General features: G+C 36.2%; 22 protein-coding genes and 1 riboswitch. Of the genes, 17 read left to right on the top strand and 5 right to left on the bottom strand.

Going from position 1 to position 24,422, the window contains the following annotated elements; translation table 11 throughout:
- The first annotated feature begins 36 nt into the window (after nucleotides 1–36).
- From DRF65_RS06270 to DRF65_RS06330, 13 genes are all read left to right on the top strand, one after another.
- The gene (locus tag DRF65_RS06270) at nucleotides 37–750 is read left to right on the top strand and encodes a Crp/Fnr family transcriptional regulator (RefSeq protein ID WP_115969841.1); all 714 of its coding nucleotides are present in this window, start codon (nucleotides 37–39) and stop codon (nucleotides 748–750) included.
- A 63-nt stretch (nucleotides 751–813) separates the two neighbouring features.
- A complete protein-coding gene (gene panB, locus DRF65_RS06275) occupies nucleotides 814–1,629 on the top strand; it encodes a 3-methyl-2-oxobutanoate hydroxymethyltransferase (RefSeq protein ID WP_115969843.1) in 816 nt (271 codons plus the stop codon).
- 9 nt (nucleotides 1,630–1,638) lie between these two features.
- Entirely contained in the window at nucleotides 1,639–1,962 is a 324-nt protein-coding gene (locus DRF65_RS06280) for a hypothetical protein (protein ID WP_115969845.1), read from the top strand.
- Between the two features lie 5 nt (nucleotides 1,963–1,967).
- A complete protein-coding gene (locus tag DRF65_RS06285) occupies nucleotides 1,968–2,645 on the top strand; it encodes an RluA family pseudouridine synthase (protein ID WP_115969847.1) in 678 nt (225 codons plus the stop codon).
- 13 nt (nucleotides 2,646–2,658) lie between these two features.
- The gene (locus DRF65_RS06290) at nucleotides 2,659–3,492 is read left to right on the top strand and encodes a hypothetical protein (protein WP_115969849.1); all 834 of its coding nucleotides are present in this window, start codon (nucleotides 2,659–2,661) and stop codon (nucleotides 3,490–3,492) included.
- 195 nt (nucleotides 3,493–3,687) lie between these two features.
- The gene (locus tag DRF65_RS06295) at nucleotides 3,688–5,724 is read left to right on the top strand and encodes an Ig-like domain-containing protein (RefSeq protein ID WP_115969851.1); all 2,037 of its coding nucleotides are present in this window, start codon (nucleotides 3,688–3,690) and stop codon (nucleotides 5,722–5,724) included.
- Nucleotides 5,725–5,835: 111 nt separating this feature from the next.
- Nucleotides 5,836–5,931: riboswitch (TPP riboswitch) on the top strand.
- A gap of 57 nt (nucleotides 5,932–5,988) precedes the next feature.
- Nucleotides 5,989–6,195, top strand: coding sequence for a sulfur carrier protein ThiS (gene thiS, locus DRF65_RS06300; protein WP_115969853.1), 207 nt, complete (start codon nucleotides 5,989–5,991; stop codon nucleotides 6,193–6,195).
- Between the two features lie 24 nt (nucleotides 6,196–6,219).
- Nucleotides 6,220–8,031, top strand: a complete 1,812-nt coding sequence (gene thiC, locus DRF65_RS06305) for a phosphomethylpyrimidine synthase ThiC (protein WP_115969855.1) — start codon at nucleotides 6,220–6,222, stop codon at nucleotides 8,029–8,031.
- Complete coding sequence (locus DRF65_RS06310) at nucleotides 8,028–8,615, top strand: thiamine phosphate synthase (RefSeq protein WP_115969857.1); 588 nt, start codon at nucleotides 8,028–8,030, stop codon at nucleotides 8,613–8,615. The genes thiC and DRF65_RS06310 overlap by 4 nt, the downstream gene beginning before the upstream one ends.
- Before the next feature lie 111 nt (nucleotides 8,616–8,726).
- Nucleotides 8,727–9,389, top strand: a complete 663-nt coding sequence (locus DRF65_RS06315) for a thiamine phosphate synthase (RefSeq protein ID WP_115969859.1) — start codon at nucleotides 8,727–8,729, stop codon at nucleotides 9,387–9,389.
- 6 nt (nucleotides 9,390–9,395) lie between these two features.
- On the top strand, nucleotides 9,396–10,172 hold the full coding sequence (locus DRF65_RS06320) for a thiazole synthase (RefSeq protein ID WP_115969861.1): 777 nt from the start codon (nucleotides 9,396–9,398) through the stop codon (nucleotides 10,170–10,172).
- 11 nt (nucleotides 10,173–10,183) lie between these two features.
- Entirely contained in the window at nucleotides 10,184–11,302 is a 1,119-nt protein-coding gene (thiH, locus tag DRF65_RS06325; protein ID WP_115969863.1) for a 2-iminoacetate synthase ThiH, read from the top strand.
- Between the two features lie 22 nt (nucleotides 11,303–11,324).
- Nucleotides 11,325–12,035 (top strand): HesA/MoeB/ThiF family protein, encoded by a 711-nt coding sequence (locus DRF65_RS06330; protein WP_115970024.1) that lies wholly within the window; start codon nucleotides 11,325–11,327, stop codon nucleotides 12,033–12,035.
- A gap of 192 nt (nucleotides 12,036–12,227) precedes the next feature.
- On the opposite strand, the gene DRF65_RS06335 is transcribed toward DRF65_RS06330, so the two are convergent.
- On the bottom strand, nucleotides 12,228–14,459 hold the full coding sequence (locus tag DRF65_RS06335; protein WP_115969865.1) for an outer membrane beta-barrel protein: 2,232 nt from the start codon (nucleotides 14,457–14,459) through the stop codon (nucleotides 12,228–12,230).
- A 287-nt stretch (nucleotides 14,460–14,746) separates the two neighbouring features.
- Here DRF65_RS06335 and DRF65_RS06340 point away from each other — a divergent pair, with 287 nt between their 5' ends.
- On the top strand, nucleotides 14,747–15,037 hold the full coding sequence (locus DRF65_RS06340; protein WP_115969867.1) for a hypothetical protein: 291 nt from the start codon (nucleotides 14,747–14,749) through the stop codon (nucleotides 15,035–15,037).
- A gap of 36 nt (nucleotides 15,038–15,073) precedes the next feature.
- Nucleotides 15,074–15,544 carry an Hsp20/alpha crystallin family protein gene (locus DRF65_RS06345; protein ID WP_115969869.1) on the top strand — a complete coding sequence of 157 codons (471 nt, stop codon included), beginning with the start codon at nucleotides 15,074–15,076 and terminating at the stop codon, nucleotides 15,542–15,544.
- A 199-nt stretch (nucleotides 15,545–15,743) separates the two neighbouring features.
- Here the strand turns inward: DRF65_RS06345 and DRF65_RS06350 are convergent, their stop codons facing one another.
- Nucleotides 15,744–17,870, bottom strand: a complete 2,127-nt coding sequence (locus DRF65_RS06350; protein ID WP_115969871.1) for an outer membrane beta-barrel family protein — start codon at nucleotides 17,868–17,870, stop codon at nucleotides 15,744–15,746.
- A 180-nt stretch (nucleotides 17,871–18,050) separates the two neighbouring features.
- Between DRF65_RS06350 and DRF65_RS06355 the strand changes: the two genes are divergently transcribed.
- Both DRF65_RS06355 and DRF65_RS06360 read left to right on the top strand, forming a co-directional pair.
- Nucleotides 18,051–19,058, top strand: coding sequence for a sensor histidine kinase (locus tag DRF65_RS06355; RefSeq protein ID WP_115969873.1), 1,008 nt, complete (start codon nucleotides 18,051–18,053; stop codon nucleotides 19,056–19,058).
- Nucleotides 19,051–19,725, top strand: a complete 675-nt coding sequence (locus DRF65_RS06360; protein WP_115969875.1) for a LytR/AlgR family response regulator transcription factor — start codon at nucleotides 19,051–19,053, stop codon at nucleotides 19,723–19,725. The genes DRF65_RS06355 and DRF65_RS06360 overlap by 8 nt, the downstream gene beginning before the upstream one ends.
- A 72-nt stretch (nucleotides 19,726–19,797) precedes the next feature.
- Here DRF65_RS06360 and DRF65_RS06365 read toward each other — a convergent pair whose 3' ends face one another.
- The 3 genes from DRF65_RS06365 to DRF65_RS06375 form a co-directional block, all read right to left on the bottom strand.
- Complete coding sequence (locus DRF65_RS06365) at nucleotides 19,798–20,226, bottom strand: nuclear transport factor 2 family protein (RefSeq protein ID WP_115969877.1); 429 nt, start codon at nucleotides 20,224–20,226, stop codon at nucleotides 19,798–19,800.
- Nucleotides 20,227–20,535: 309 nt separating this feature from the next.
- Nucleotides 20,536–21,603, bottom strand: a complete 1,068-nt coding sequence (locus DRF65_RS06370; RefSeq protein WP_115969879.1) for a helix-turn-helix domain-containing protein — start codon at nucleotides 21,601–21,603, stop codon at nucleotides 20,536–20,538.
- A gap of 462 nt (nucleotides 21,604–22,065) precedes the next feature.
- Entirely contained in the window at nucleotides 22,066–24,333 is a 2,268-nt protein-coding gene (locus DRF65_RS06375; protein WP_115969881.1) for an aconitate hydratase, read from the bottom strand.
- Between the last annotated feature and the right edge of the window lie 89 nt (nucleotides 24,334–24,422).

Below are 24,422 nucleotides of genomic sequence, written 5' to 3' on the forward strand. Positions count from 1 at the left end.
TAAAAAGTTCTATTTTTGTGATAAATATCATATAAAATGCCGCAGGAACAACAGATAGCAATTGAAGAGAGGTTCGCCAGAGTTTTTAATGATAAATCTTTTAAGGAAAGACTTTCTAGCGCAGATTTTGAAAAATATATTAACGGTAAAAAAAGATTGAGTTTTCAGAAACACGATACTATTTTCGAAGATGGAGAAACTCCGAGAGGAGTGTTTGTCCTAGAAAAAGGAGCCGCTAAACTTTCAAAATCCGGAGCGTTCGGGAAAGATCAGATTTTAAGATTTATCAAAGAGGGGGATATCATCGGCTATCGTTCTTTGCTTTGCGGGGAAAATTTCCAGGCCAAAGCAGAAGCCATGACAGACATTGAATGTGTTTTCTTACCAGCAGATATCTTTATGTATCTTTTGGAGGTAGATCCGCAATTGTCTTTCGTAATGCTTCAGAAAATTTCTTACGAATTAGGAGAATCTTCCAATACCATTACCTTCCTTGCCCAGAAAACGGTAAGAGAAAGACTGGCGGAAATATTACTGCTTTTGGAGCAGAAATTAGGAGTAGATCCAGAAGGGTTTATCAAAATCTCATTAACAAGAGAAGAAATTGCCAACATTATTGGTACTGCCACAGAAAGTGCCATCCGTCTGATCTCAGAATTCAAACAGGATAGCCTGATAGAAGTGGATGGACGAAACATCAGGATTCTAAATCACGACAAACTCATGAAACTCGGTCACGTAGTTTTATAAAAATCATAAAAACTTAAGTCGGCTCAATGGCCGACTTTTTAACTTTTAAAAAATAGATAAATTATGTCTGTTCACTCTGAAATTAAAAAAGTTACGACTGAAACCTTGCGTAAAATGAAATTCGACAAGGAAAAAATAACAATGCTTACTGCTTATGATTTCACCACAGCAAAAATGGTTGATGCAGGTGGTGTAGACGCTATTTTGATTGGAGACTCTGCAGCCAATGTAATGGCAGGTTTTGAAACTACATTACCTATTACATTAGACCAAATGATTTACCACGCTCAAAGTGTAGTGAGAGGTACGGACAGGGCTTTGGTAGTAGCAGATTTGCCATTCGGAACTTATCAGAGTAATCCTGAGAAAGCATTGGAGTCAGCAGTAAGAATGATGAAAGAAGGAGGTGCTCATGCCGTAAAAATTGAAGGAGGGAAAGAGATCTCAAAATCTATTAAAAAAATTATCAACGCCGGAATTCCGGTAATGGGGCACTTGGGGTTGACTCCACAGTCTATTTACAAATTCGGAACTTATAAAGTAAGAGCAAAAGAAGAGGCTGAAGCTGAGAAACTGATTGCTGATGCCCAGCTTTTAGAGGAATTAGGATGTTTTTCTGTTGTATTGGAAAAAATTCCTGCAGAACTTGCTAAAAGAGTAACTGAAAGTATTTCTATCCCTACAATTGGAATTGGTGCTGGAGCAGACTGTGACGGTCAGGTCTTAGTGTATCATGATATGGTGGGAATGAATAAAGGTTTCAGTCCGAAGTTCTTAAGAAGATATCTTGATCTTTACACAGAAATTACAGGAGCAGTATCTCAATATGTAAAAGATGTAAAAAGTGTAGATTTCCCCAACCAAAACGAAAGTTATTAAAATTAATTCATGCAAAATCAACAACAATCTATTCAGGGAATTTTATCTATTGCAGCATTGGTATGCCTGGCTATTGGCTGGTTTAACTTATTTTCTCCTGAGATCAATCATTTGCTTTCCAGAAAGGTGTTTTATGTTCTGATAGGAGCCAGTTTCTTTATTCAGGCACCTTTACTTACCAATAAAAACTTTATGTATGCCATGTATGCGGCGGCGGGAGTTTGTGTAATTGGAGCGTTTTTACCAGACAGTTCAAACCTGGCAATGCTTAAAACGATTGGTCTTTTGGCAGGAATTGTTCTTTCAATGACAAATAGAAACAGAAACAGATAGGCTGAATGAAGGAACAGATTGTATATGAAGATAACCATCTTCTGGTGATCAATAAAAAAGTCGGTCAGCTTGTACAGGGTGATAAGACTGGTGATGAGTCACTATTAGAATCTATAAAGAATTTTATCAAAGTAAGAGATACTAAGCCGGGAAATGTTTTTCTCGGCTTGGTTCATCGTATAGACCGTCCTACTTCTGGTTTGGTCATTTATGCTAAAACCTCGAAAGCACTTTCCCGTCTTACTCAGATGGTAAAGAATCGTGAGGTTAAAAAGACGTATTGGGCAGTAGTAGCCAAAGAAATGATCCCACAAAGCCAGCGGCTGGTTCATTATTTAAAAAAGAACGAAAAGAATAACAAGGCAATTGTTTTTCCAAAGGTTACGGAAGGAGCCAAGGAAGCTATTTTGACTTATCATGTTATTAAGACATTGGATAATTATCTTCTTCTTGAAATAGATCTTGAAACGGGAAGGCATCATCAGATCAGAGCACAGCTATCGAAAACAGGAGTTCCGATTAAAGGAGACCTAAAATATGGTGCCCCACGCTCCAATCCGGATGGTGGAATTAACCTTCATGCCAGAAAACTTGAGTTTATTCACCCTGTCACCAAAGAAAACATTGAAATTATAGCTCCTGTTCCGCAGAATGATGCTATTTGGAGGGCTTGTGAAGAATAAAAAACAATAATCAATGAAATTTAAATTAATATGTCTGGTAGGAATACTGGCGATTACCTCCTGTTCAAATAATAATGACGAAATCCAAACGGAAACAGAACAGAATTCTAAGCAGGCTATCACCAAAATATCTTGGGCTTTTCCTGAGTTGTTAAAATCAAACAACGAATATGATCCTAATTATTATTTTGAATACGACATATTGGGAAGAGTTACAAAAAAGATTGGAGGCAAATTATACCCGTCGTCATCAATTATATTTCCAGATCAGATTGTAAAATTTATTTATACTAAAGTATCTTATAATCAAAATACTGCCGTTGTAGGTACATATAGTTCTGACCCAATATTGACTGTACTGGCAGATAAGAGGAAATTTGAATTTGATACCAATGGTAGAATTATTAAATCAATTATTCCGGAAAGTAATGTTGTGATGGAAAAACATTTGAGATACAGCTATGATAATTCCGGAAAACTTGTAGAGATTTTGACAGAATTCCCTAACATGCCCTATAACCCTGCAGATCCAGAGGATTATATTTTTAGTTATTTAGAGACTTTTTCCTATGATGTTAATGGAAATTTACAGAAGGCTATAACTATGGAAAGGAGAAATAATATCGATTTTTCAATAAAAAAAGAAATGACATTTAGCAATTTTGATACGACTCAGAATCCTTTTAAAAAACTGAGGATATTTAATGAATATTTCTATCTTTCATTATCAAAAAATAATTATCAAAAAAGTACTACTAGAGAATTTGTTGGAACAAATGAATATTTTCATGAGTTTGAAGGGACCTACCAATATGATGCGGGAGGGAATATAAAACTTTTTTTCTAGCATTAAATTTTCTTAAAATTATTAGGACCACCTCTTAAAAGGTGGTTTTTTATTTCTTTCGTTGTTTTTGATTAATTGGTGGTTAATTTGCTATTTTTAATTGTTTATTGTAGGTATTCTGTGTTGTTTTTTTTAAATTTTAACATATTATTATCAAAAAACATTATCTTAGCTAGGAAACAAAATTAACTAGCTATGATGTATTTTTACAAAATTTACAAAAAGTATTTGAAAGCTGCTTTCAGTCTTGCTCTGCTGGTAGGCTCTTCTTCCGCTTTTGCACAGGTAAGTGCCTATAGTTTTGCACAGGAGACGGGTACTTATACCCCGATAACAGGAACCATCCTGGAGGCAGCTACAGATAATACTTCTACAACTAACCTTAACAGTAATGTATATCCTGTAACATTACCATTTAACTTTATATTTAACGGAACTTCATATAGTTCTCTGAATGTGTCAACGAATGGTTTTATTACATTTGGGACCACAGCTCCTTCTGCAACTAATACTTCACCTTTGTCTACAGCAGCAGCCTATGATGGGGTGATTTCTGTTTTTGGAAGAGACCTGAGCAGTGTGTTTGATGTTAATGGGGTTACCGGAGATATCAGCTGGACAACAACAGGATCAGCTCCCAACAGAGAAGTAGTTATCCAATGGAAGGATTTCAGGCCTAATAGTTCTATTTCTGCTACTGCAGCTTATACTTTTGGATTTCAGGCTCGTTTAAAAGAAACTTCTAATGTAGTTCAGATGGTATACAATAGCGGGTCTTACCTGGCTGGAAGTACAAATGTTACAGGAACAGCTCAGATAGGACTAAGAGGAGCTTCAATTATTGATTTTAATAACCGCCTGAACGCAACAACATTGGAGTTTGTAAATTCTACAGCGGGAACAGCAAACAACAGTTCACAGGCCTTTAATGTTAATAATTCTGTTCCGGGAATGCCGGCTGCCGGGTTAACCTATACCTGGACTCCTCCAATATGTTATATTCCATCAGGGTTTGCCGCAGGAGCCGCTACTCATAATAGTGTAGCACTATCATGGATGGCTTCTCCATCATCTCCTGCAGGATATGATATCTATTATAGTAATTCCAATACTGCTCCAACGGCTTCTACTCCTCCAACTATTTCTAATTTTTCAGGAACTTCCACTATATTGTCATCATTGTCTCCTGGTACTGTTTATTATATATGGATCAGATCAAATTGTGGCAGTGGAAATACCAGTGTATGGTCTTTTCAGCCTGTACGGGCTGCGACTTTATGTTTACCGCTAGCAATTCTTACTACCGGGGCAACACTTTGTCCCAATACTACAGCTACATTATCTGCTACCACAGATTCGGGGGCTGTTATTACCTGGTATGATGCAGCTACAGGAGGAAATGTTGTAGGTACAGGAAATACTTTTACAACTCCTGTACTTAGTAATACAACGTCTTATTATGCGACCTCTTCAACAGGAGAAACAGCGGTAACGGGATTTTCTGATGCCACATCTGCCTCAGGATATACTTTAATTGCCGGTTTGTTTTTTGATGTTTATTCTACGATGACCATCAAAGGAGTATATGTGTATCCGATGGGAACAGGAAGTGGAACCGTCGAAATCGCTTTACAGGACGGAAGTGTTTCTCCTGCTGTAACATTGCAGACCATTACCGTTAACCTTACGGGGACTTCTGCACCATTTGTAAAGACCTACGTTCCACTAAACTTTGTAGTAGGGCCGGGGAGTAATTATAAGCTGATGATGCTAACCAGATCAGGGGAGGTTACAGGTTTGGTAAGAGAATCGGGTTCAACCTGGGGAACGTATCCATTTACAGTTCCTGGTATAGTTTCTATTACGGGAGGAAATCTTACGGGAAATTCAACAAGTTCATCCTATTATTATTTTTATGATTGGGAGGTAAGCAATAAATGTGAAAGTGAAAGAACTATGGTTACTGCAACGGTAAATTGCCTGGGAACATCGGAAGTGGAGCTAAGAGATCAGATGAAGGTTTATCCGAATCCTTTTAAAGAGACCATTATCATTTCCGATATCGAGAAGGCAAAATCGCTTCAGGTGCTGGATGTGTCAGGAAGAATCATAAAAACAATGGATAACTTAACTAAAGAAATCCACTTAGGAGATCTGAAATCAGGGGTATACATTCTTAATCTGAATATGAAAGATGGAATGCAAAAGCAGACTAAAGTCATAAAACAGTAAATTATTTATTTTTCATTTCAAATATCCATGGCTGGAAACCTTAAGGGTTCCAGCCTTTTTTGTTCCTGTAAAATTTGATTTTGCCTATTCTTAAAAAATAACTAACTTCGTCCCATACTTTAGGGGTGTCTGTTTTTACAGACTGAGACTTTACCCTTTGAACCTGATCTGGATCATACCAGCGTAGGGAAAAGTAGGTGACTTTTGCTGTACATTCTATTGTACAATAATGGCCATTCCTAAAGTATATTTAAATAATTAGGAATGGAACTTATAATCAACCACACCCGAAAAACATTTAATGTACTTCCCGAAAATCTGGAAGCATTACTGGCTATGGAATTACCCGGAAAAAAGAAAGGTATTGCCGTAGCACTCAACAACCGTATTATTCCGCTGTCTGCCTGGGCGGAAACTCTCCTTAACAATCTGGATTCAATTTTAATCATTACTGCCACTCAGGGCGGATAATTCTCATATTTAATACCAATATTTATGGCTCACTCCATTACATGTTCGCCATTTCCGAACTCAAAGAAAATGTATGTTGAAGGAAAAATTCATCCTATCAGCGTAGCAATGCGTGAAATACAGCTTAGCCCTACAAAGCTTAACAACGGAAATTTTGAAGAAAATGCTCCGGTAACCATTTATGATACTTCCGGTCCTTACACGGATGAAAATGCATCCATTGATATTCAGAAAGGACTTCCAAGAATCAGAGAGCAATGGATTCTGGATAGAGAAGATGTCAATGTTCTGGAAGGAATTACGTCAGAATATGGGAAAGCCCGTCTGGCAGATCCTAAACTTGATGAATTGCGTTTTTCCTACGATCACAAACCTAAAGTAGCACAGGAAGGAAAGGAACTTACCCAGCTTTATTATGCAAAACAGGGAATCATTACTCCTGAAATGGAATATGTGGCGATCAGAGAAAATCAAAGGATAGAACAGCTTGAAACGGTCCCTAAAGAAATGGCTTGCCAGCATATTGGAAACAGTTTTGGTGCCAATACTCCCAAAAGCAAAATTACCCCGGAGTTTGTAAGAGATGAAATTGCTGCCGGGAGAGCGATTATCCCGAATAATATCAATCACCCGGAAAGTGAGCCCATGATTATAGGGCGAAACTTTTTGGTAAAAATCAATGCCAATATAGGAAACAGTGCAGTTTCATCAAGTATTGATGAAGAAGTGGAGAAAGCTGTTTGGGCTTGTCGATGGGGTGCAGATACCATTATGGATCTTTCTACGGGAAAAAATATTCATGAAACCAGAGAATGGATCATCAGAAATAGCCCGGTTCCTATTGGTACCGTTCCGATTTATCAAGCGCTTGAAAAGGTAAAAGGAGTACCGGAAGATTTAACATGGGAAGTTTTTAAAGATAGCTTGATTGAGCAGGCCGAACAAGGAGTCTCTTACTTTACCATTCATGCTGGCGTTTTATTGAGATATATTCACCTTACAGCAAACAGAGTAACAGGAATTGTTTCCAGAGGAGGGTCTATTATGGCTAAATGGTGTCTTTATCATCATAAAGAAAACTTTTTATATACTCATTTTGATGAGATTTGCGAGATCATGAAGAAGTATGATGTGGCTTTCTCTTTAGGAGATGGTTTACGTCCGGGTTCTATTGCTGATGCCAATGATGCGGCTCAGTTTGCAGAACTGGAAACCTTAGGTGAACTGACTAAAATTGCTTGGAGGCACAATGTACAGGTGATGATTGAAGGACCGGGTCACGTTCCGATGCATATGATCAAAGAAAATATGGAAAAGCAATTGGAAGTATGTGAAGAAGCACCTTTCTATACCTTAGGGCCCTTAACTACAGATATTGCACCGGGTTATGACCATATTACTTCAGGAATTGGGGCCGCAATGATCGGATGGTTCGGATGTGCAATGCTTTGTTATGTAACACCGAAGGAACATTTAGGTCTTCCGAATAAAGATGATGTAAAAGTAGGAGTCATAACGTACAAACTGGCAGCCCACGCAGCAGACCTGGCAAAAGGGCATCCCGGAGCACAATACAGGGATAATGCATTAAGTAAAGCGAGATTTGAATTCAGATGGGAAGACCAGTTCAATCTTTCATTAGATCCGGATACCGCCAGAGCTTACCATGACGAAACACTTCCTGCTGATGGAGCCAAAATTGCCCATTTCTGTTCTATGTGCGGGCCGAAATTCTGCTCTATGAAAATTACTCAGGAAATCCGTGAGTCTGCAGAGAAAGGAATGTTTGACAAATCGCAGGAGTTTATTGAAAACGGAAAGGAAATTTATATATGATTCTCGTCATCACTCCTGAAATCATAGTTCCTAACGAGTCAGAAATCATCAATCAGATGTTTCATGATGGACTGGATTTCCTTCATATCAGAAAACCATGGATCAGCCGGGGAAAAATGACTGAATTTATCAATAGTATTGATACTTCATTCTATCCTAGGCTGGTACTCCACAGTCATTATGACCTTGGAAAAGATTACGGGATTTCCAGACTTCACTTTAGAGAAGAAGTTCGAAAGGAAGGGAAGTATAAATCTTTGATGAATGGCAATACAATTTCAACCTCTGTTCATGAGATTACCACTTATAATGCTTTAGAAAAAGAATGGGAATATGCCTTCATAAGCCCATTCTTTCCAAGTATTTCCAAAAAAGGGTATGGAGTTGATTCAACAGTAATTGAAAGTTTGATTCAAAGGAATAATCCACATGTAAAACTGATTGCCTTAGGTGGAATTGATTCCAGTCATATTCAGGAAGTTTTTGATCTTGGAGTAGATGGTGTGGCTTTGTTAGGAGCTATTTGGGAGAGTAATGAACCTTTACATGTTTTTAAAAAATGCAGAAAGAACATTCTTTTGTGATTTTATAAAGAGAATTTACAAAAAGAAACAGTCTGTAGAAATGAGAAATTAGATATAGAAATTTTTTTAAAAGTAATCCCTCTTTCTATTGGGAATACATTCCTAGTCAATATGGAAAAATTACAATACATCTCACAAGGAAATACAAAATATGAACAAGAGCTGAATATCCGTAAAGCCTTGGATAATGGGATAAAATGGGTGCAGATCCGTTGGAAAAATGCTCCTGAAAATGAATTAATAAATCTTTGTGAAATTTCAAAACAGCTTTGCTCAGAATATCAGTCAATGTGTATTATTAATGATCATGTTCAATTGGCAAAAACAATAGATGCTGATGGAGTTCACTTAGGATTAAGTGATGGTTCCATTGAAGAAGCAAGAAGTATTTTAGGTGAAAATAAGATCATCGGTGGAACAGCCAATACGATTTCAGATGTTCTTCAAAGAATGAAGGAATCGTGTGATTATATTGGTTTGGGACCATTAAGATTCACTTTTACAAAAGAAAAACTCAGTCCTGTTCTTGGATTTGAAGGCTATCAGGAAATTGTAAATCAGCTTAATGAAAAGTCAGTTGCTATTCCAAAAATATTTGCGATTGGAGGAGTTGGTCCTGAAGATATTCAGTCTTTACAGCAGATCGGAATTTACGGAGCAGCGGTTTCTGGGTGGATTACCAACCAGCCGTCTATTATTAATGAGTTAAAAAGTCTTGTCAAGGTTTTAAACCTTGACAAGGCTCAGGCAGTAACTTCGAAAAAAAATAAATAATTACCTATGCATAATCAAAAATTAATAATTGCAGGCAGAACCTTTGAATCCAGATTGTTTTTAGGAACAGGAAAGTTCGGAAGCCTTGAAGATATGGCAGCCTCTGTGGTAGCTTCAGAATCCAATATGGTAACGATGGCTTTAAAGAGAATTGATGCACAGTCGACAGAAGATGACCTATTAGATTCCTTAAAAAGCACAAATGTTCATCTTTTGCCCAATACTTCAGGAGCCAGAACAGCAAAAGAAGCGGTTTTAGCAGCACAGTTAGCCAGAGAAGCTTTAGAAACTAACTGGATAAAGCTTGAAATTCATCCTGATCCGAAATATTTATTGCCAGACCCCATTGAAACACTATATGCAACAGAAGAACTGGCAAAATTAGGATTTGTCGTGATGCCTTACATCCATGCTGATCCGGTTTTATGCAAACGTCTTGAAGATGCAGGAACAGCAGTTGTAATGCCTTTAGGAGCACCTATTGGAACGAATAAAGGATTGAGAACATTGGATTTCTTAGAAATTATCATCAGCCAAAGCAATGTTCCTGTTGTTGTAGATGCAGGAATTGGAGCACCGTCTGATGCGGCAAAAGCAATGGAGATGGGAGCAGATGCTGTTTTGGTGAATACAGCCATTGCAGTAGCACGAAACCCTTTAAATATGGCTGTGGCCTTTAAAGAAGGAGTCATTGCCGGAAGAAGAGCCTTTGAATCAGGATTGGGAGCTATAGCGAATCATGCTGAAGCATCAAGTCCATTGACTTCATTTTTGTTTGAATAAAAATCAGAATCATGAATAGTTTTAAGGAGGTTTTCGAACTACACCAATGGGATGAGGTAAAAACCAGACTTGAAAAAGTAACCATTTCCGAGGTCCGAAATAGTCTTCAGAAAAGAAACAGGACACTGGATGATTTTTTGAATCTGCTTTCGCCGGTAGCTTCACAGGAGCTTGAACTCATGGCTAATATGACGAGAACGCTTACCCAGAAACGTTTCGGAAAGACCATTCAATTATACGCGCCATTATATCTCAGCAATGAATGCCAGAATATCTGTACTTACTGTGGATTCAGCCTGGATAATAATTTGAGGCGAAAAACACTTTCCGATACAGAATTGATAATAGAAACTTCAGTGCTGAAGTCTATGGGGGTTAATCATGTTCTTTTGGTAAGCGGAGAAGCTAATAAAATAGTGGGAGTCCCTTATTTTCAGAATGCAGTTCGTTTACTGAGACCTCATTTTTCCAATATTTCCATTGAAGTACAGCCCTTAGAAGAGGAAGAGTATAAACTTCTTCATGAAGAGGGAGTTCATTCGGTGTTGGTATATCAGGAAACTTATCATCAGGAAGTCTATAAAGAATATCACCCGAAAGGTAAAAAATCCAATTTCCATTTTCGCTTAGATACTCCTGACAGAATTGGAAGGGCTGGAATTCATAAAATGGGACTCGGTGTTTTACTTGGACTGGAAGATTGGCGTGTAGACAGTTTTTTCAATGCTCTTCACATTGATTACCTGCAGAAACAATACTGGAAAAGTAAGTTTTCAGTATCATTTCCAAGGCTTAGACCAGCAGAAGGAATTATTGAACCTAACTTTATAATGGAAGATAAAGACTTGCTGCAGCTGATCTGTGCCTACAGAATATGGAATGAAGATCTTGAAATATCTGTATCTACGAGAGAAAACGAAACCTTTAGAAATCATATTGTTTCACTGGGGGCAACAACTATGAGTGCAGGTTCAAAAACAAATCCTGGGGGATATGCAGTAGATCAGGAATCTTTGGAGCAATTTGAAACCAGCGACGAAAGAAGTATGGAAGAAATTAAAAATATGATTAAAAAATCAGGGTATGATCCGGTGATGAAAGATTGGGATTCTGTTTATAGTGGTGTTTAAGTTTCAAGAATAAATGTTTACTATGCAAAGCGAAGATATTTTTAAAAGATACAGCCGTCAGATCTTTATTGAAGAAATAGGACTGGAAGGACAAAAGAAAATCATGGCTTCAAAAGTTCTTGTCATAGGTGCCGGAGGATTGGGAAGCCCTGTGATTCAATATCTGGCAGCAGCAGGTATAGGAACTCTGGGCATCGCCGATTTCGATCATGTGGAACTTCATAATCTGAACCGTCAGGTTATTCATAATGAAGACAGAGTAGGGGAGTTGAAGGTGAAAAGTGCTGAAAAATTTGTAACCCATCTTAATTATCAGGTAAAAGTAGTTCCTATAGAAGAAAAGATTACTGCATCTAATGCTTTAGAAATCCTTTCCCAATACGATATTATGGTAGATGGTTCAGACAATTTCTCAACAAGATATCTGGTGAATGATACCTGTGTAACATTAGGGAAAACATTGGTGTATGGAAGTATTTTAAGCTTTACTGGTCAGGTAGCCGTATTTAATCATCAGGGAAGTAAAAACTTACGGGATATCTTTCCTGAACCTCCTTTTGATGAAGAGATGCCGGATTGCGACAGCCTAGGTGTTTTAGGCGCTCTACCGGGAATTGTAGGCAGCATAATGGCGCTTCAGACTTTGAAACTCATCACAGATCTTCCTGTAAATCTGAATCAGTTAACATTAATTGATACACTGAACTGGAGGTTTCAGACTTTAGATTTTTAACCTGCTAAGCGGATGGTTTTTATTTCTCGCGGATCACACAGATTTCGCAGATCTTATGCAGCAGCTTTATTCTTTAAAAGAAAGAATCTGCGGTATCAGCTAAACCTGCGTGATATATATAAATCAATATAAATAAAAAATGAGGCAGTAATACTATTACGGCCTCATTTTCGGTTATTATATCATTTAAATCTATTGCTGTCCCTGCTGCATAACTCCACCGTTATCGTCTTTCTTGGTTTGGTTCAGGATATTTGGATCCTCTTTTGCCAGTTTATTTCTTGTTGGAATCTTATAATTAATGGAAATTCCAAAGTTTCTTGAATCATATTTCGTTCTAAGCATTACACTTTCTCCTAATGGTGGATTGGAACGTACCTGCATGATCTGGCCATTGAAAATATCATTCGCAAAAACCGACACTGTGAGACGATTGTTCATAAACTTTTTCGTCAGGGTAATATCTAAGTTATTGCTAAATGGTTTTTCCGCAGTGAAGTAAAAATACCCTGCTTTTGGCGTCAGATAGCTGTAATTTGCTGTAAGCTTAATATCTTTTGGAAGGATCAGCTGGGTCATCAGGTTAAAAATCCAGAATCCTTTATTGTTGAGGTTATCAATCTCATGCTTCTGATATCCTGCATAAATGTACATGAAATTCATTTTGTCAGGATTGAAGTTCGACTTCATAATCTCACCTATGGACTTGGTAAAAATCTGAAACGGCACAGGAAGACCAATATTGAAATTATGAATTTTCATATTAGAGATATTAACCTGCTGATTGTAAAGGTTTTTTCCTTCTTTTTTAATGATCTGTGCCACCTGGTTGCTGGCTGAGCTTACGCTATATCCAATGAAGGCATAATCAAAAGCAGAAATTTTCAACTCATAGTTGTCAAAAATGGTCGGCTGAAGATTGGCATTACCTGTAATTTGAGTATTCGGGCCTCCAAATGTGGTATTATTGGGGTTTAGGGCAGAAATACTTGGTAAGCTGATCTTTTTGTTGTAATTCGCAGCCACATATACTTGGTTCATCAGGCTATACTGTATGCTGGCATTCGGAAAGAATTTAAACTTATTAAATGGAAGCAAATCATCCTGAACAAGTTTTCCATCTTTATCAAAATATCTGGTGATTCCTGAAATGTCATAGTTTTCAAAACGTGATCCCAAAGTGAAATCAAACTTTTTCAATTTTGCCTGAAACTCCAGGTAGGTAGAGGCTGTCTGTCTCTGGTATTCTAGATTGGTAAGCCCAAGGCTTTCTGTGTCATAATTTTGTTTTTCATATAATCCTCCGGCGCTTACTTTTCCTCCATCAAGAAGCTTGATGGGTTGAGAATAATCAACCTTAAAGTTAGCAATTCTCATATCAGAATTATTACTTAACACATTTCCCAGGTTCGTTGTTGGAAGAGGTTCTATAGGATTTTCATAAGTCTTGTTAAAGAATATATTATCCTGTCCAAATTTAGTGTAGGCCTTTGTATAACCAAATTGGAAATCTAATTTCTGAGATTTATCAGAAAAGCGTTTCTGATAGGTTACTACAGCTTCCTGTCTTACCGTATTGGTTCTGGCTACATCTGAAGATCCGAAAGTATAGTCCCTTATATAAACCTTATTAGGTGAGTTCTCATCCCGGGTTCTGTCACCTATACCATCACTTAAAGTATAATTATCATTGTTATTGTGATAAATATCGTAGTTCAGTAATAATCTGTCCTGTCCAAGGTCAAAAGTTACTCCTGCCTTGGCAAAATAAGTACGGGCAAATCGATCCGTATTACCGTTCAATAAGTCATCCTGCTTTGTATTCATCATACTTTCACGATAATTCTGTCCCACATTAAGCTGCCATCCGAAATATTTATTTCTTGCATTTAAATTCACAGAGTTTGTGGTTCTGCTTCTGTATTTATCGTAATTGGTGAAGGTGTAATTTCCGGAATACGTGGCGCTTAAGTATTTATTGGCGTTTTTATTCGTAATAATATTCATTACAGCCCCTCCTGATGTAGCAGGAAACTCTGCTCCGGGCTGCGTAACAACTTCAATTCTCTCTACAGAATTGGCCGGCATGCTTTCAAGAAAAGAATTCAATTCATTGGACGTGATGTTGAGAGGCCTTCCGTTAAGATATACTTCCAGCATTTTTCCTTGATACATCATTCCTGCAATATCTGTAGCAACAAGCCCCGGAAGCTTTTTAATTCCTTCAAGAACATTCCCGTTATTTAGCTGAGGTTGTTCAGAAAAATCAAAAACAGTACGGTCTGCTTTTTGTTCAACGGCTTTTTTAGTTTTAGTGATAACAATGCCGTCAATTTGTTTTTCTTTGTTGCTATTATTGCCTTTTTCCTGGGCAAAAGTAAGTATAGAACTTACCAGCGATATGGCGAATAGAGTTTTTTTCATAATGTTTTTTACTACTATCTGGTTAGACGCCCAAAAAAGAATTTTGTTACAATAGGTCTAATTTATAGTTGATATTTTATTTAAAAAAGAGTCTGCCCATCGACTATTAATGATTGAAAAAATATTTTGTTATTAAAAAAAATAAAAAAGAATAAAGTAAAATTAAATTGATTATCGTCTTGTACCATGTAAGAGGTTTTAGCGCTTAAACAATTGAAAATGAAAAAGTAAATTCGGATTTACTTCATCTTACATCAGAAGAAATTAACATTTAATAAGTAACAAAAATGAACAATAAAATAAAATTTATCCTGCCGAGATTACTAGGAATTACAATAGTAGTAGGTGTAGCAGTGTTAATCTTATCCATAGTTTTTAAACTATTGCTTGCGGGATTGGTATTAACAGGAATCGGAATGTTTGTAGCAAAAATGATGGGAAAAAGACATGAAAAACAAATCGCATATGGAAAAGAGACAATGGAGTTTCTTCCTTATTCAAATACCTTTCAAAAACAGCAAAAAACAGCCTATTCACATATGAGAAAAGAGGATTTAGCTATTATCCCAATTCAATAATTAATCATAACAACACCTAATCAAATAATTAAAATTATGTATACACAACACAACCATACACACAATCCATTTGGAAAACAAGGTCAATGCAATGCATTTGAAAGAAGCGGCTTTGGAAAGAAATTTAAAGAACATTTTATGGGAGGGAATGACCCTTTTAAAGAAATGTTCGATAAAAAGATCAATAACTATAAACCTGTAAATATTACTGAAAATGAAAATAATTTTACAGTACAGCTTTATGCAGCCGGTTTACATAAAGAATCTTTTAAAATAGCCATTAAGAATCAGGTTCTTACAATATCCTATACCCATGAAGAAAAAGATCCAGACTCTAAATTAATTTATCAGGAATTTTATGAAAGTTCTTTTGAGCGTCGCTTCCAATTAACAGATAAAGTTTTTGATGATCAGGTTTTGGCACTTTATGAAAATGGTATTTTAACGGTAACGTTGCCTAAAAATCCGGAAAAGAATAAACCGGAACAAAAAGTAGATATTAAATAATCTTTTTATCAAGTTAATCTCATAGGTTTTTAAAACCTATAAGATTTAGACGAGAGATATCTAAAAAAGCCATTGGGATTGTTATTGATTATGAAAGCGGACCAAAGTCTGCTCCTATTGAATTTTAAGTCTAATATTTCAAGAATAAAAGCCTCACAATCTTTGTGAGGCTTTTATTATATCCGGTATTATTTTTTGATTACTGGGCTCTTTGTTTCTCTTCAAAATTAACAGCTCTGGTATTGGATTTTACTTTCTGATTTCCAAAATTATAAGTCACACTTACATTCAGTCTTCTGGCATCCCAATAATTATTAAATGACTGGGTGTTATCAGCATAATAAGCATCTCCTATGAATCTGCCTTGTTTAAAGATATCAGTTACAGAAAGATTAACCTGTAAAGCTTTTTCCATAAAGCTCATTTTCACTCCGGCATCCAGGCTACCCATGTTTTTTTGATAGGTATTTCCCTCTCTGGATGGTAATGTTTCCCAATAATTGACGAATAAGAAGAATGTTTTAGCCTTATTAAGCTGAAAAGTATTTTTCAAAGAGTAATAAAATGATTGTCCGCTCTTTGGGATAAGGTTGAACTTTGTAATCTGCGTTTCATTATAACTGAAAGAAGTAGAGATATTGCTTTCCCAGAATTTAAAAAACGTATCAGTATAGTTGAAGTTAATACCATAAGTATCCTGATTGTAATAATTATAATAGCTGCTGGTTACAGCTTCCTGATCCAGAAACAAAATCTGTCCAAAATTATTGGTTGTTCTTTGATAATATACGTTGGCAGAAAACTTATTTTTAAAAATATAATTAAGCTCAATATTGTCATTGAAAGAAGGCTGTAACTCGGGGTTTCCCGTAGAATAGCTGCGCGGATTGGAATACCATCTGAAAGGATTTAAGGAATGGAAATTCGGACGGTTAATCCTTCTGGAGTAGTTAATACTGAACTGATTGCTGCTATTGGCTTTATAAGACAGATATGCAGAAGGAAAGAACTTTCCATAGTTGTTTTCAGTCTGGGATTGTGCAGTAGGAGAGATGCTCCTGGTCTGAACATATTCATAGCGGAGGCCTGCCTTAGCTGACCATTTTTCCCCAAAATCTTTACTGGTACTTATATAGGCAGCATAATTTTTTTCATCATATTCAAACTGATTGGTTTTACCCGGATCAATTTCATAATGATCATTTTTAAGATCAAAATATTGAATGTCTGAATTGTTGGAAAATTGGCTGTATTTTGCTCCGGTTTCCACCTGTGTTTTTTTGAAATTTAAGGTAAGATCTGCCTGTGCAGATGAAATTTTATAATCCACAGCAGACATATTTCGAACCGTTTCTTTAGACAGATCAGAAAGATCTGTGGTGATAAAGTTGACCTGAGTATCGGGCACATTTCCATAATAATTATACCCAAGGCTCAATTTATGATCGCCAAATTTATGATCGAAATAAGTATTCAACATTTGTGTGGTAAAAGCAGAACGGTGTTTAGAATCCGTTTCTGTAAATAACGTTGGAGTATTTCCGCTGAAATAATTTTGTGTTGAATAGATATCCATATCAATATCACCTTTGGTAATATCATAGATGAATCCTATTGTAGATTTATCAGAAAGAGAATAATCAACATTGGCATTAAGTCCAAGTCCTTTATACATATCTCTTCTTTCGTCTCTACTGAATACTGATTCTTTCCCCACGATCTGAAAGTTTTCTACAGAACGTTTTGCCGTATCAAATCCCTGAAACTTTAGAATGGCTTTTACTTTTTTATTCTGATAATTGATTCCTGTTGCCCCTCCAAAGCTGCCATACGTTCTTTGGGTATAATAAGTATTTAAATAGCCGCTCCAGCCAAGATCTACATTCTTTTTTAATACAATGTTGATGATTCCGCTATTTCCCTGAGCATCATATTTTGCCGGTGGAGTAGTGATTACCTCAATCTTCAGGATATTTTCAGAACGGAGATTCTTCAGATAATTAGTAAGTTCTGTTCCTGAAAGATTAAGCATTCTGTCATTTACCATCACTGAAACACCATTTTTTCCGACAATTGAAATAATCCCTTTGTCTTCATCTATTTTAAGCAGGGGGGTACTTGCCAGTGCTTCAATTCCGCTGCTTCCGTTTGATAGCATAGAATTTTGAATATTATAAACAAGACGGTCTACCTTACGTTCAACTAAAGCTTTTTTGCCGTTTACGGTTACCGTTTCAATCGTTTTTACCTGGTTGGCAGAATCTTTCGTTTGCCCTGCAGCAAACGTACTTAATAAAGCGGTGATAAGAAGAATATGCTGTTTCATTTGAGGATCAGGTTTTGTTTTTGTTATTTTTCTGAAGCAAAGGTATTAGCAATGCTTTTTCCTTGAAATGGCCTTTAGATAAAGGAGAAAATTTAACCTGTGAACTTATTTTCATCGATAAAATGACCCGGTTTATCGAAAATTGAGCTTTTGATTGGGTGGATCAATTATTTTTGTGCTATGAAAAAAAAACAATTGCTTTTTCTGCATGTCTTTTATTGGGCTATGTTTTTAGTAGGAACAATCATTGTTCCTGCTTTTGTGTATAAGAAAGGATATATTGCATTTAAACTAACTTATCTTCTGACCAGTTTTGTGTGTTTCTATTTCAATTACTTTTTTATTGTTCCTAGGTTTTTTGATATCAAGAAATTGTATAAGGCTATTGTTGGTTTTTCTATTAGTGTAACCTGCTTTGTTGTGATTCGCTATTTTACAGAAGAGGTCTTTCTTCCCCTCTTTTTCGGGATCCGGAACTATCCTGAAGGAACAGAGTTTGGCTATTATTTTTTCGATAATATTTATAATAGTGTGACCTCTATTTTCATCAGTACGGTTTTCTGTTTATTTAAAATATACTCTTCTCTCGATGCAGAAAGGCTTCAGCTGGTAGAAGAAAAGAAAAATGCAGAACTGAAAGCCTTAAAAACCCAGATTAATCCTCATTTTATCTTCAATACATTAAATAATATTTATTCATTGGTATATCAGAAATCAGAAAAGGCATTGCCTGCTATAGAAGAGCTCGGACAGCTATTGAGATACAGTACAAAAGACCTTGAAGAAGATTTCATTTCTCTGGATAAGGAAATTGGATATATAGACAGTTTGATTGAACTGGAAAAGCTGAGACTCAGGAATCCGGAGCTTATTCTTGTAGAAAAAGATCTTCAGTATTCTCATTTGAATATTTCACCCATGTTGCTGGTACCATTCGTTGAAAATGCCTTTAAACATGGTGATCTTCGTGGTAAAGGATTTGAACTGAATATCTCCGATCAGAATAAAGTACTGCATTTTTACCTTTTGAACTTTAAAAAAGATAAAATGAAAGACTCCGGTTCTGGGATTGGGATTCAGAATGTGAAAAAAAGACTGGAAATATTATATCCAAAACATGAGCTAAGCATCAAAGATTCGGAAACAGAATTTGTTGTAGATTTAAAAATTGATTTGCGGGATGAATAAAATAAAATGTATCATCGTTGATGACGAACCTCTGGCTATTTCACTTCTTGAACAGTATGTACAGAAAATTCCTTTTCTTGAGTTGGTCTTCTCTACAGAAAACCCTATTGAAGCGCTAGAATATATTCAGAATAATGATTCAGATCTTATCTTTCTGGACATTCAGATGCCGGAGCTTACAGGAATCAATTTCATGAAAATTGTAGGTGCCAAACAAAAATATATCTTAACAACGGCCTATTCAGAATATGCACTGGAAGGATATGAGCATAATATTGTTGATTATCTTCTGAAACCTGTCTCCTTTGAACGATTTCTGAAAAGTGCAATGAAGGCTCAGGAACGGTTTTCTTTCCAGGAAGAAGATGCTCATTTCTTCGTTAAATCATCAGGGCAGCAGCATCGCATCAACTTTAATGAAATCCTTTATATTGAAAGCATCAAAGACTATGTGAATATTCGAACCGCCGGAGAAGAATATATTGTGCTGGATACGCTTAAATCTATGGAAAATCAGCTTTCTGAAAGCTTTGTAAGAATTCATAAATCCTTTATCGTTAATCTGGACAAGGTCAAAAGTATTGGAGCTAAAAAAGTAATCCTGCCTGAAATGGAGATTCCAATCGGGGAGAGCTATAGGGCTAATTTGTTGGATAGGCTGAAATAAATCTGGAGAATTCAAACCTTATAGGGTTTTGAAGCCTATAAGGTTTAATATCTTGGAATAAGTCTATAGTTTCTACTTTTCTTTTGATATTTCTTTTCTGGTCGAAATTTTGTCAACAATGTACCATCTGCCTTCTGTATACATGAGATTAAAGTAATCTATGAAAATATATTTTGCTGTTTTTATCTCACATTTTGCAGCAGCTATATTTCCGGTGACATCAAGGTTCAATATTTTAGACTCTATGTTTTCGACAGTGGCTTTAGGCTTAAATCCACTTAAGTAGGTTTTTCTGTCAAAGACAACTACTTTATCTTCTTTTACATTTTTAAGTTTGCATGTGCTGTGCATTGCTTTTCCCACCTTCAGGGTGTCTCCTTTCTTCCAGCCGTCAAAGTACATTTCTATCGTTTCTTTGATGAGGGCTTGAGAATCGTTTTGTGAATAAACATTCATAAAACAAAAAAGAGTTAATACGAAAATCAGGTTTTGTTTTTTCATTTTTATAGTTTGTTTAAATTCTATTCAAATATTGTCACATATATCATTTTCAGCTTCTTTTAATGATCTTGAAATTCTGAATTGGGTATGAAATTATACTTTCTTCCCAAAGAAATATCCAGATATTAGGCTTTAGAGAAGAGTTTAAATGATTGATGAAAATTTAAATTTTGGACAGGCTTACTACCCTCATAAGCTTAAATTTTATGAAGCCAAAAGTATAAGAGAATTATAGAAAAAAGGTTCTGAAATTGAAATTAAGAAGTACAGAATTATAAAATAAAACTTATTGGAAACCGGAATATAGCATTATGATAGTTTACAACGAATCTCCTCATTGTCCTGAAAAGCCTCACGGTAAAGGAGAGGGGTTGTATTTTTTATTTTTTTGAAAGTAGTGAAAAAAGTAGATTTGGAATTGAACCCAACTTCATACCCTATCTCTTCTATTTTAAGATGAGTGCCATTTAATATTCTTTCACAAGCTTCATTGATCCTATACTCGTTAATATATATAGAAAAGTTCTTCCCCAGGTTATCGTTTAGCAGCTGTGAAAGTTGGTGGGATGAGATATTCATTTTAACCGCCAGATCACTCAGTTTTAGATCAGGATTCTTATAAAGCTCTTCGGTTTTCATTAAATTCTCCAGTTTTGAAACAGAACTGTCTGCCTGAGCTTCTGGAATTTTTTTATTAGCATATTTATTTACTTTTCCATTTTTCGATATAACTTCATTCTTCCTGTTGAAAAAGAATAAAAAATTGAGATACAATAAAAATGAAAAAGTAATACTTCCTGCAATATATGCACCTTTTACCCAGCCTATTAAAAAAAATAAATAGGCAAGAAAAATAATTACATTACTGAAATATATAGAAGAGACATGTGTTTGAGATGCCCATTGTTTATTTTTAATATATTTTACATACTCATATCCTGCCCATATAATGAATAATGCCCACTCAATATAGATGAGCTGTACTATATAATGGTTCCATAAATAGGGATACTCAGCATAAGAAATAAAATACCCGCCTATAATGATTATTCCTGTAAGGATTCCGAATACATATTTCCAACTCTGTAGATCAGATTTGTCTCGACTTTCCAATGAGCGGATATAATAATATAAGGCCGGACCTATCAGAAGACATGCTGACAAACCTATTTGCAGGTAGATTTTCGGAAGATCACGATCAAAATATATAAAAACCGATTTTCCGATTCTAATACTCAACATAAGCAAAAGCACACCTAAAAACAAATGAGACAGATCTTTCTGTTTTTTCACAAACAATAAATAAATTCCTAACAGTAGCCCATTGAAAGCTCCTATTGCACTAAAGAAGAATAATAACTGTTGTCCGAAAGTCATTTGTTTGTAAATTGATTACTTAGTGTAAAAATACTAATTTCTGGTTTCCATTTTTGCATGTTCATTTTTTTATTAAATCTTTTTTCAATACCTCATTAAATTATCAAAGTTTCAGTATTGTGGATCAGTATTAAAGACTTTATGAATATAGCCGTATCAGAGAATATATTGTTCTTAAAATAGTATGGTGCAGAGTTCCCAAACCTATAAGGTTTAGATTTGCTTTTCCATTACCAATCTGCGTAATCCGCAAGATCTGCGAAAAATCTTAAACAAATTATTCTTATGCAGATTTCGGAGATTAAGCAGCTTTTTAAGTTTTGCCTAAAGACATTGGAATTGTTATTGGTTTTAAGAGTTGACTAAAAGTCCGCTCCTATTGAATATAATAGTAATAAAAACAAAAAATACGGCTTCTACTGAAGCCGTATTTTTATCATTAATCGATCTAACAATTAATTCTTATTTCTCTTGTTGTTTAATCAAGTTAAGGGCAGAACCTGCTTTGAACCAATCAATCTGTTGATCATTGTAAGTGTGGTTTGCGATAACAATGTCTTTCGTTCCGTCTTTGTGAACAAATTCTAAAGTCAATTGTTTTCCTGGAGCAAACTGGTCAAGATCTAAGAAGTTAACTGTATCATCTTCCAGGATTTTATCATAATCAGCCTCATTAGCGAAAGTGATTCCCAACATTCCTTGTTTTTTAAGGTTCGTTTCATGGATTCTCGCAAATGATTTTACCAATACCGCTTTTACCCCGAGGTGTCTGGGTTCCATAGCTGCATGCTCTCTTGAAGATCCTTCACCGTAGTTTTGGTCTCCTACAACAATGGTAGGAACACCTGCAGCTTTGTAAGCTCTTTGTACAGCAGGAACTTCACCATATTCACCTGTTAATTCGTTTTTAACATGGTTGGTTTCCATATTGTAAGCATTAACAGCACCAATCAACATGTTATTGGAAATATTGTCAAGATGCCCTCTGTATTTCAACCATGGTCCAGCCATAGAAATGTGGTCGGTAGTACATTTTCCAAAAGCTTTGATTAATACTTTAGCTCCGGTAATATTTTTACCATCCCATGCAGGGAATTCCTCTAATAACTGAAGTCTGTCTGAAGTAGGACTTACATTAACCGCAACACTCGATCCGTCTGCAGATGGTGCCTGATATCCATTGTCATCCACAGCAAATCCTTTTTCAGGAAGTTCGAAACCTTTAGGCTCGTTAAGTTTTACCTGTTCACCTGCCTGGTTTGTTAAAGTATCAGTAATCGGGTTGAAATCCAGTCTGCCGGAGATGGCAACAGCAGCTACCATTTCTGGAGAAGCTACAAATGCATGGGTATTTGGGTTACCGTCAGCTCTTTTTGCAAAGTTTCTGTTGAAAGAGTGAATAATAGAGTTTTTCTCTCCTTTTTCAGCACCTTCTCTATCCCATTGTCCGATACATGGTCCACAAGCATTGGTAAAGATTCTTGCATTTTCAAATTTTCTGAAAGAATCTAAGAAACCGTCTCTTTCCGCTGTGAATTTCACCTGCTCAGAACCTGGGTTAATTCCTAAAATAGCTTTAGGTTTTACTCCTTTGGATACTGCGTCTTCTACAATAGAAGCCGCTCTTGACAAATCTTCATAAGAAGAGTTTGTACAAGAACCAATCAGTGCCCATTCTACTTCTAGTGGCCATCCATTCGCTTCAGCTTTTGCTCTGAATTCAGCAACTGGAGTGGCTAAGTCCGGAGTGAAAGGTCCGTTTAAGTGTGGAGTCAGTTCAGAAAGGTTAATTTCAATTAATTGATCGAAATATTGTTCTGGGTTAGCGTATACTTCAGCATCACCCGTTAAATGTTCAGCAATTTTATCAGCAGCATCCACTACATCCTGTCTTCCGGTAGCTGCAAGATATCTTCTCATGGAATCATCATATCCAAAAGTAGAAGTGGTAGCTCCGATTTCAGCACCCATGTTACAGATGGTACCTTTACCTGTTGCAGAAAGAGATTCTGCCCCTTCACCGAAATATTCTACAATACATCCTGTACCTCCTTTTACGGTAAGAATTCCTGCTACTTTCAGGATTACATCTTTAGCAGAAGTCCAGCCGTTCATTTTACCGGTTAATTTAACCCCGATAAGTTTAGGCATTTTAAGCTCCCAAGCCATTCCTGCCATTACGTCTACCGCATCAGCACCACCTACGCCAATAGCAACCATTCCTAGTCCGCCAGCGTTTACTGTGTGAGAGTCGGTCCCAATCATCATCCCTCCAGGGAAAGCATAGTTTTCCAGTACAACCTGGTGAATAATCCCTGCTCCCGGCTTCCAGAATCCGATTCCGTATTTATCACATACAGAACTTAAGAAGTTGAATACTTCAGAGTTTTTGTTAATACCTTCCTGTAAATCTTTATCAGCACCTACTTTCGCCTGGATCAAGTGATCCGCGTGAGCTGTTGAAGGAACAGCTACTTTGGTTTTTCCAGCCTGCATAAACTGTAAAAGCGCCATTTGTGCTGTGGCATCCTGCATCGCTACTCTGTCCGGTGCAAAATCTACATAAGAGTTGCCTCTTTCATATGCATGTGTAGCATTTCCTTCCCAAAGGTGGGTGTAAAGAATTTTTTCTGAAAGGGTAAGAGGTTTTCCCACAATTTGTCTTGCCGCAGCAATTCTTTCAGGGTAACGCTCGTACACCTTTTTGATCATATCAATATCAAAAGTCATATCGTATTTAGTTTTGTTCTTTTTCCATTAATGTTTCCTTTTCTTCTGTTTTGAAAAAGAAAAATCATTTTTTAATACATCAAAAAACG

It is taken from the genome of Chryseobacterium pennae, from assembly GCF_003385515.1.
In the GTDB taxonomy this organism is placed as follows: domain Bacteria; phylum Bacteroidota; class Bacteroidia; order Flavobacteriales; family Weeksellaceae; genus Chryseobacterium; species Chryseobacterium pennae.

Bases quoted from the DNA above. Each gene is read 5' to 3' on its own strand.
- DRF65_RS06320 (WP_115969861.1), top strand. From the start codon at position 9,396: ATGCATAATCAAAAATTAATAATTGCAGGCAGAACCTTTGAATCCAGA.
- DRF65_RS06315 (WP_115969859.1), top strand. From the start codon at position 8,727: ATGGAAAAATTACAATACATCTCACAAGGAAATACAAAATATGAACAA.
- DRF65_RS06280 (WP_115969845.1), top strand. From the start codon at position 1,639: ATGCAAAATCAACAACAATCTATTCAGGGAATTTTATCTATTGCAGCA.
- DRF65_RS06270 (WP_115969841.1), top strand. From the start codon at position 37: ATGCCGCAGGAACAACAGATAGCAATTGAAGAGAGGTTCGCCAGAGTT.
- DRF65_RS06365 (WP_115969877.1), bottom strand. From the start codon at position 20,226: ATGAAAAAACAAAACCTGATTTTCGTATTAACTCTTTTTTGTTTTATG.
- thiH (WP_115969863.1), top strand. From the start codon at position 10,184: ATGAATAGTTTTAAGGAGGTTTTCGAACTACACCAATGGGATGAGGTA.
- DRF65_RS06370 (WP_115969879.1), bottom strand. From the start codon at position 21,603: ATGACTTTCGGACAACAGTTATTATTCTTCTTTAGTGCAATAGGAGCT.
- DRF65_RS06295 (WP_115969851.1), top strand. From the start codon at position 3,688: ATGATGTATTTTTACAAAATTTACAAAAAGTATTTGAAAGCTGCTTTC.
- DRF65_RS06360 (WP_115969875.1), top strand. From the start codon at position 19,051: ATGAATAAAATAAAATGTATCATCGTTGATGACGAACCTCTGGCTATT.
- thiC (WP_115969855.1), top strand. From the start codon at position 6,220: ATGGCTCACTCCATTACATGTTCGCCATTTCCGAACTCAAAGAAAATG.
- DRF65_RS06290 (WP_115969849.1), top strand. From the start codon at position 2,659: ATGAAATTTAAATTAATATGTCTGGTAGGAATACTGGCGATTACCTCC.
- thiS (WP_115969853.1), top strand. From the start codon at position 5,989: ATGGAACTTATAATCAACCACACCCGAAAAACATTTAATGTACTTCCC.
- DRF65_RS06285 (WP_115969847.1), top strand. From the start codon at position 1,968: ATGAAGGAACAGATTGTATATGAAGATAACCATCTTCTGGTGATCAAT.
- panB (WP_115969843.1), top strand. From the start codon at position 814: ATGTCTGTTCACTCTGAAATTAAAAAAGTTACGACTGAAACCTTGCGT.
- DRF65_RS06350 (WP_115969871.1), bottom strand. From the start codon at position 17,870: ATGAAACAGCATATTCTTCTTATCACCGCTTTATTAAGTACGTTTGCT.
- DRF65_RS06340 (WP_115969867.1), top strand. From the start codon at position 14,747: ATGAACAATAAAATAAAATTTATCCTGCCGAGATTACTAGGAATTACA.
- DRF65_RS06330 (WP_115970024.1), top strand. From the start codon at position 11,325: ATGCAAAGCGAAGATATTTTTAAAAGATACAGCCGTCAGATCTTTATT.
- DRF65_RS06355 (WP_115969873.1), top strand. From the start codon at position 18,051: ATGAAAAAAAAACAATTGCTTTTTCTGCATGTCTTTTATTGGGCTATG.
- DRF65_RS06375 (WP_115969881.1), bottom strand. From the start codon at position 24,333: ATGACTTTTGATATTGATATGATCAAAAAGGTGTACGAGCGTTACCCT.
- DRF65_RS06310 (WP_115969857.1), top strand. From the start codon at position 8,028: ATGATTCTCGTCATCACTCCTGAAATCATAGTTCCTAACGAGTCAGAA.
- DRF65_RS06335 (WP_115969865.1), bottom strand. From the start codon at position 14,459: ATGAAAAAAACTCTATTCGCCATATCGCTGGTAAGTTCTATACTTACT.
- DRF65_RS06345 (WP_115969869.1), top strand. From the start codon at position 15,074: ATGTATACACAACACAACCATACACACAATCCATTTGGAAAACAAGGT.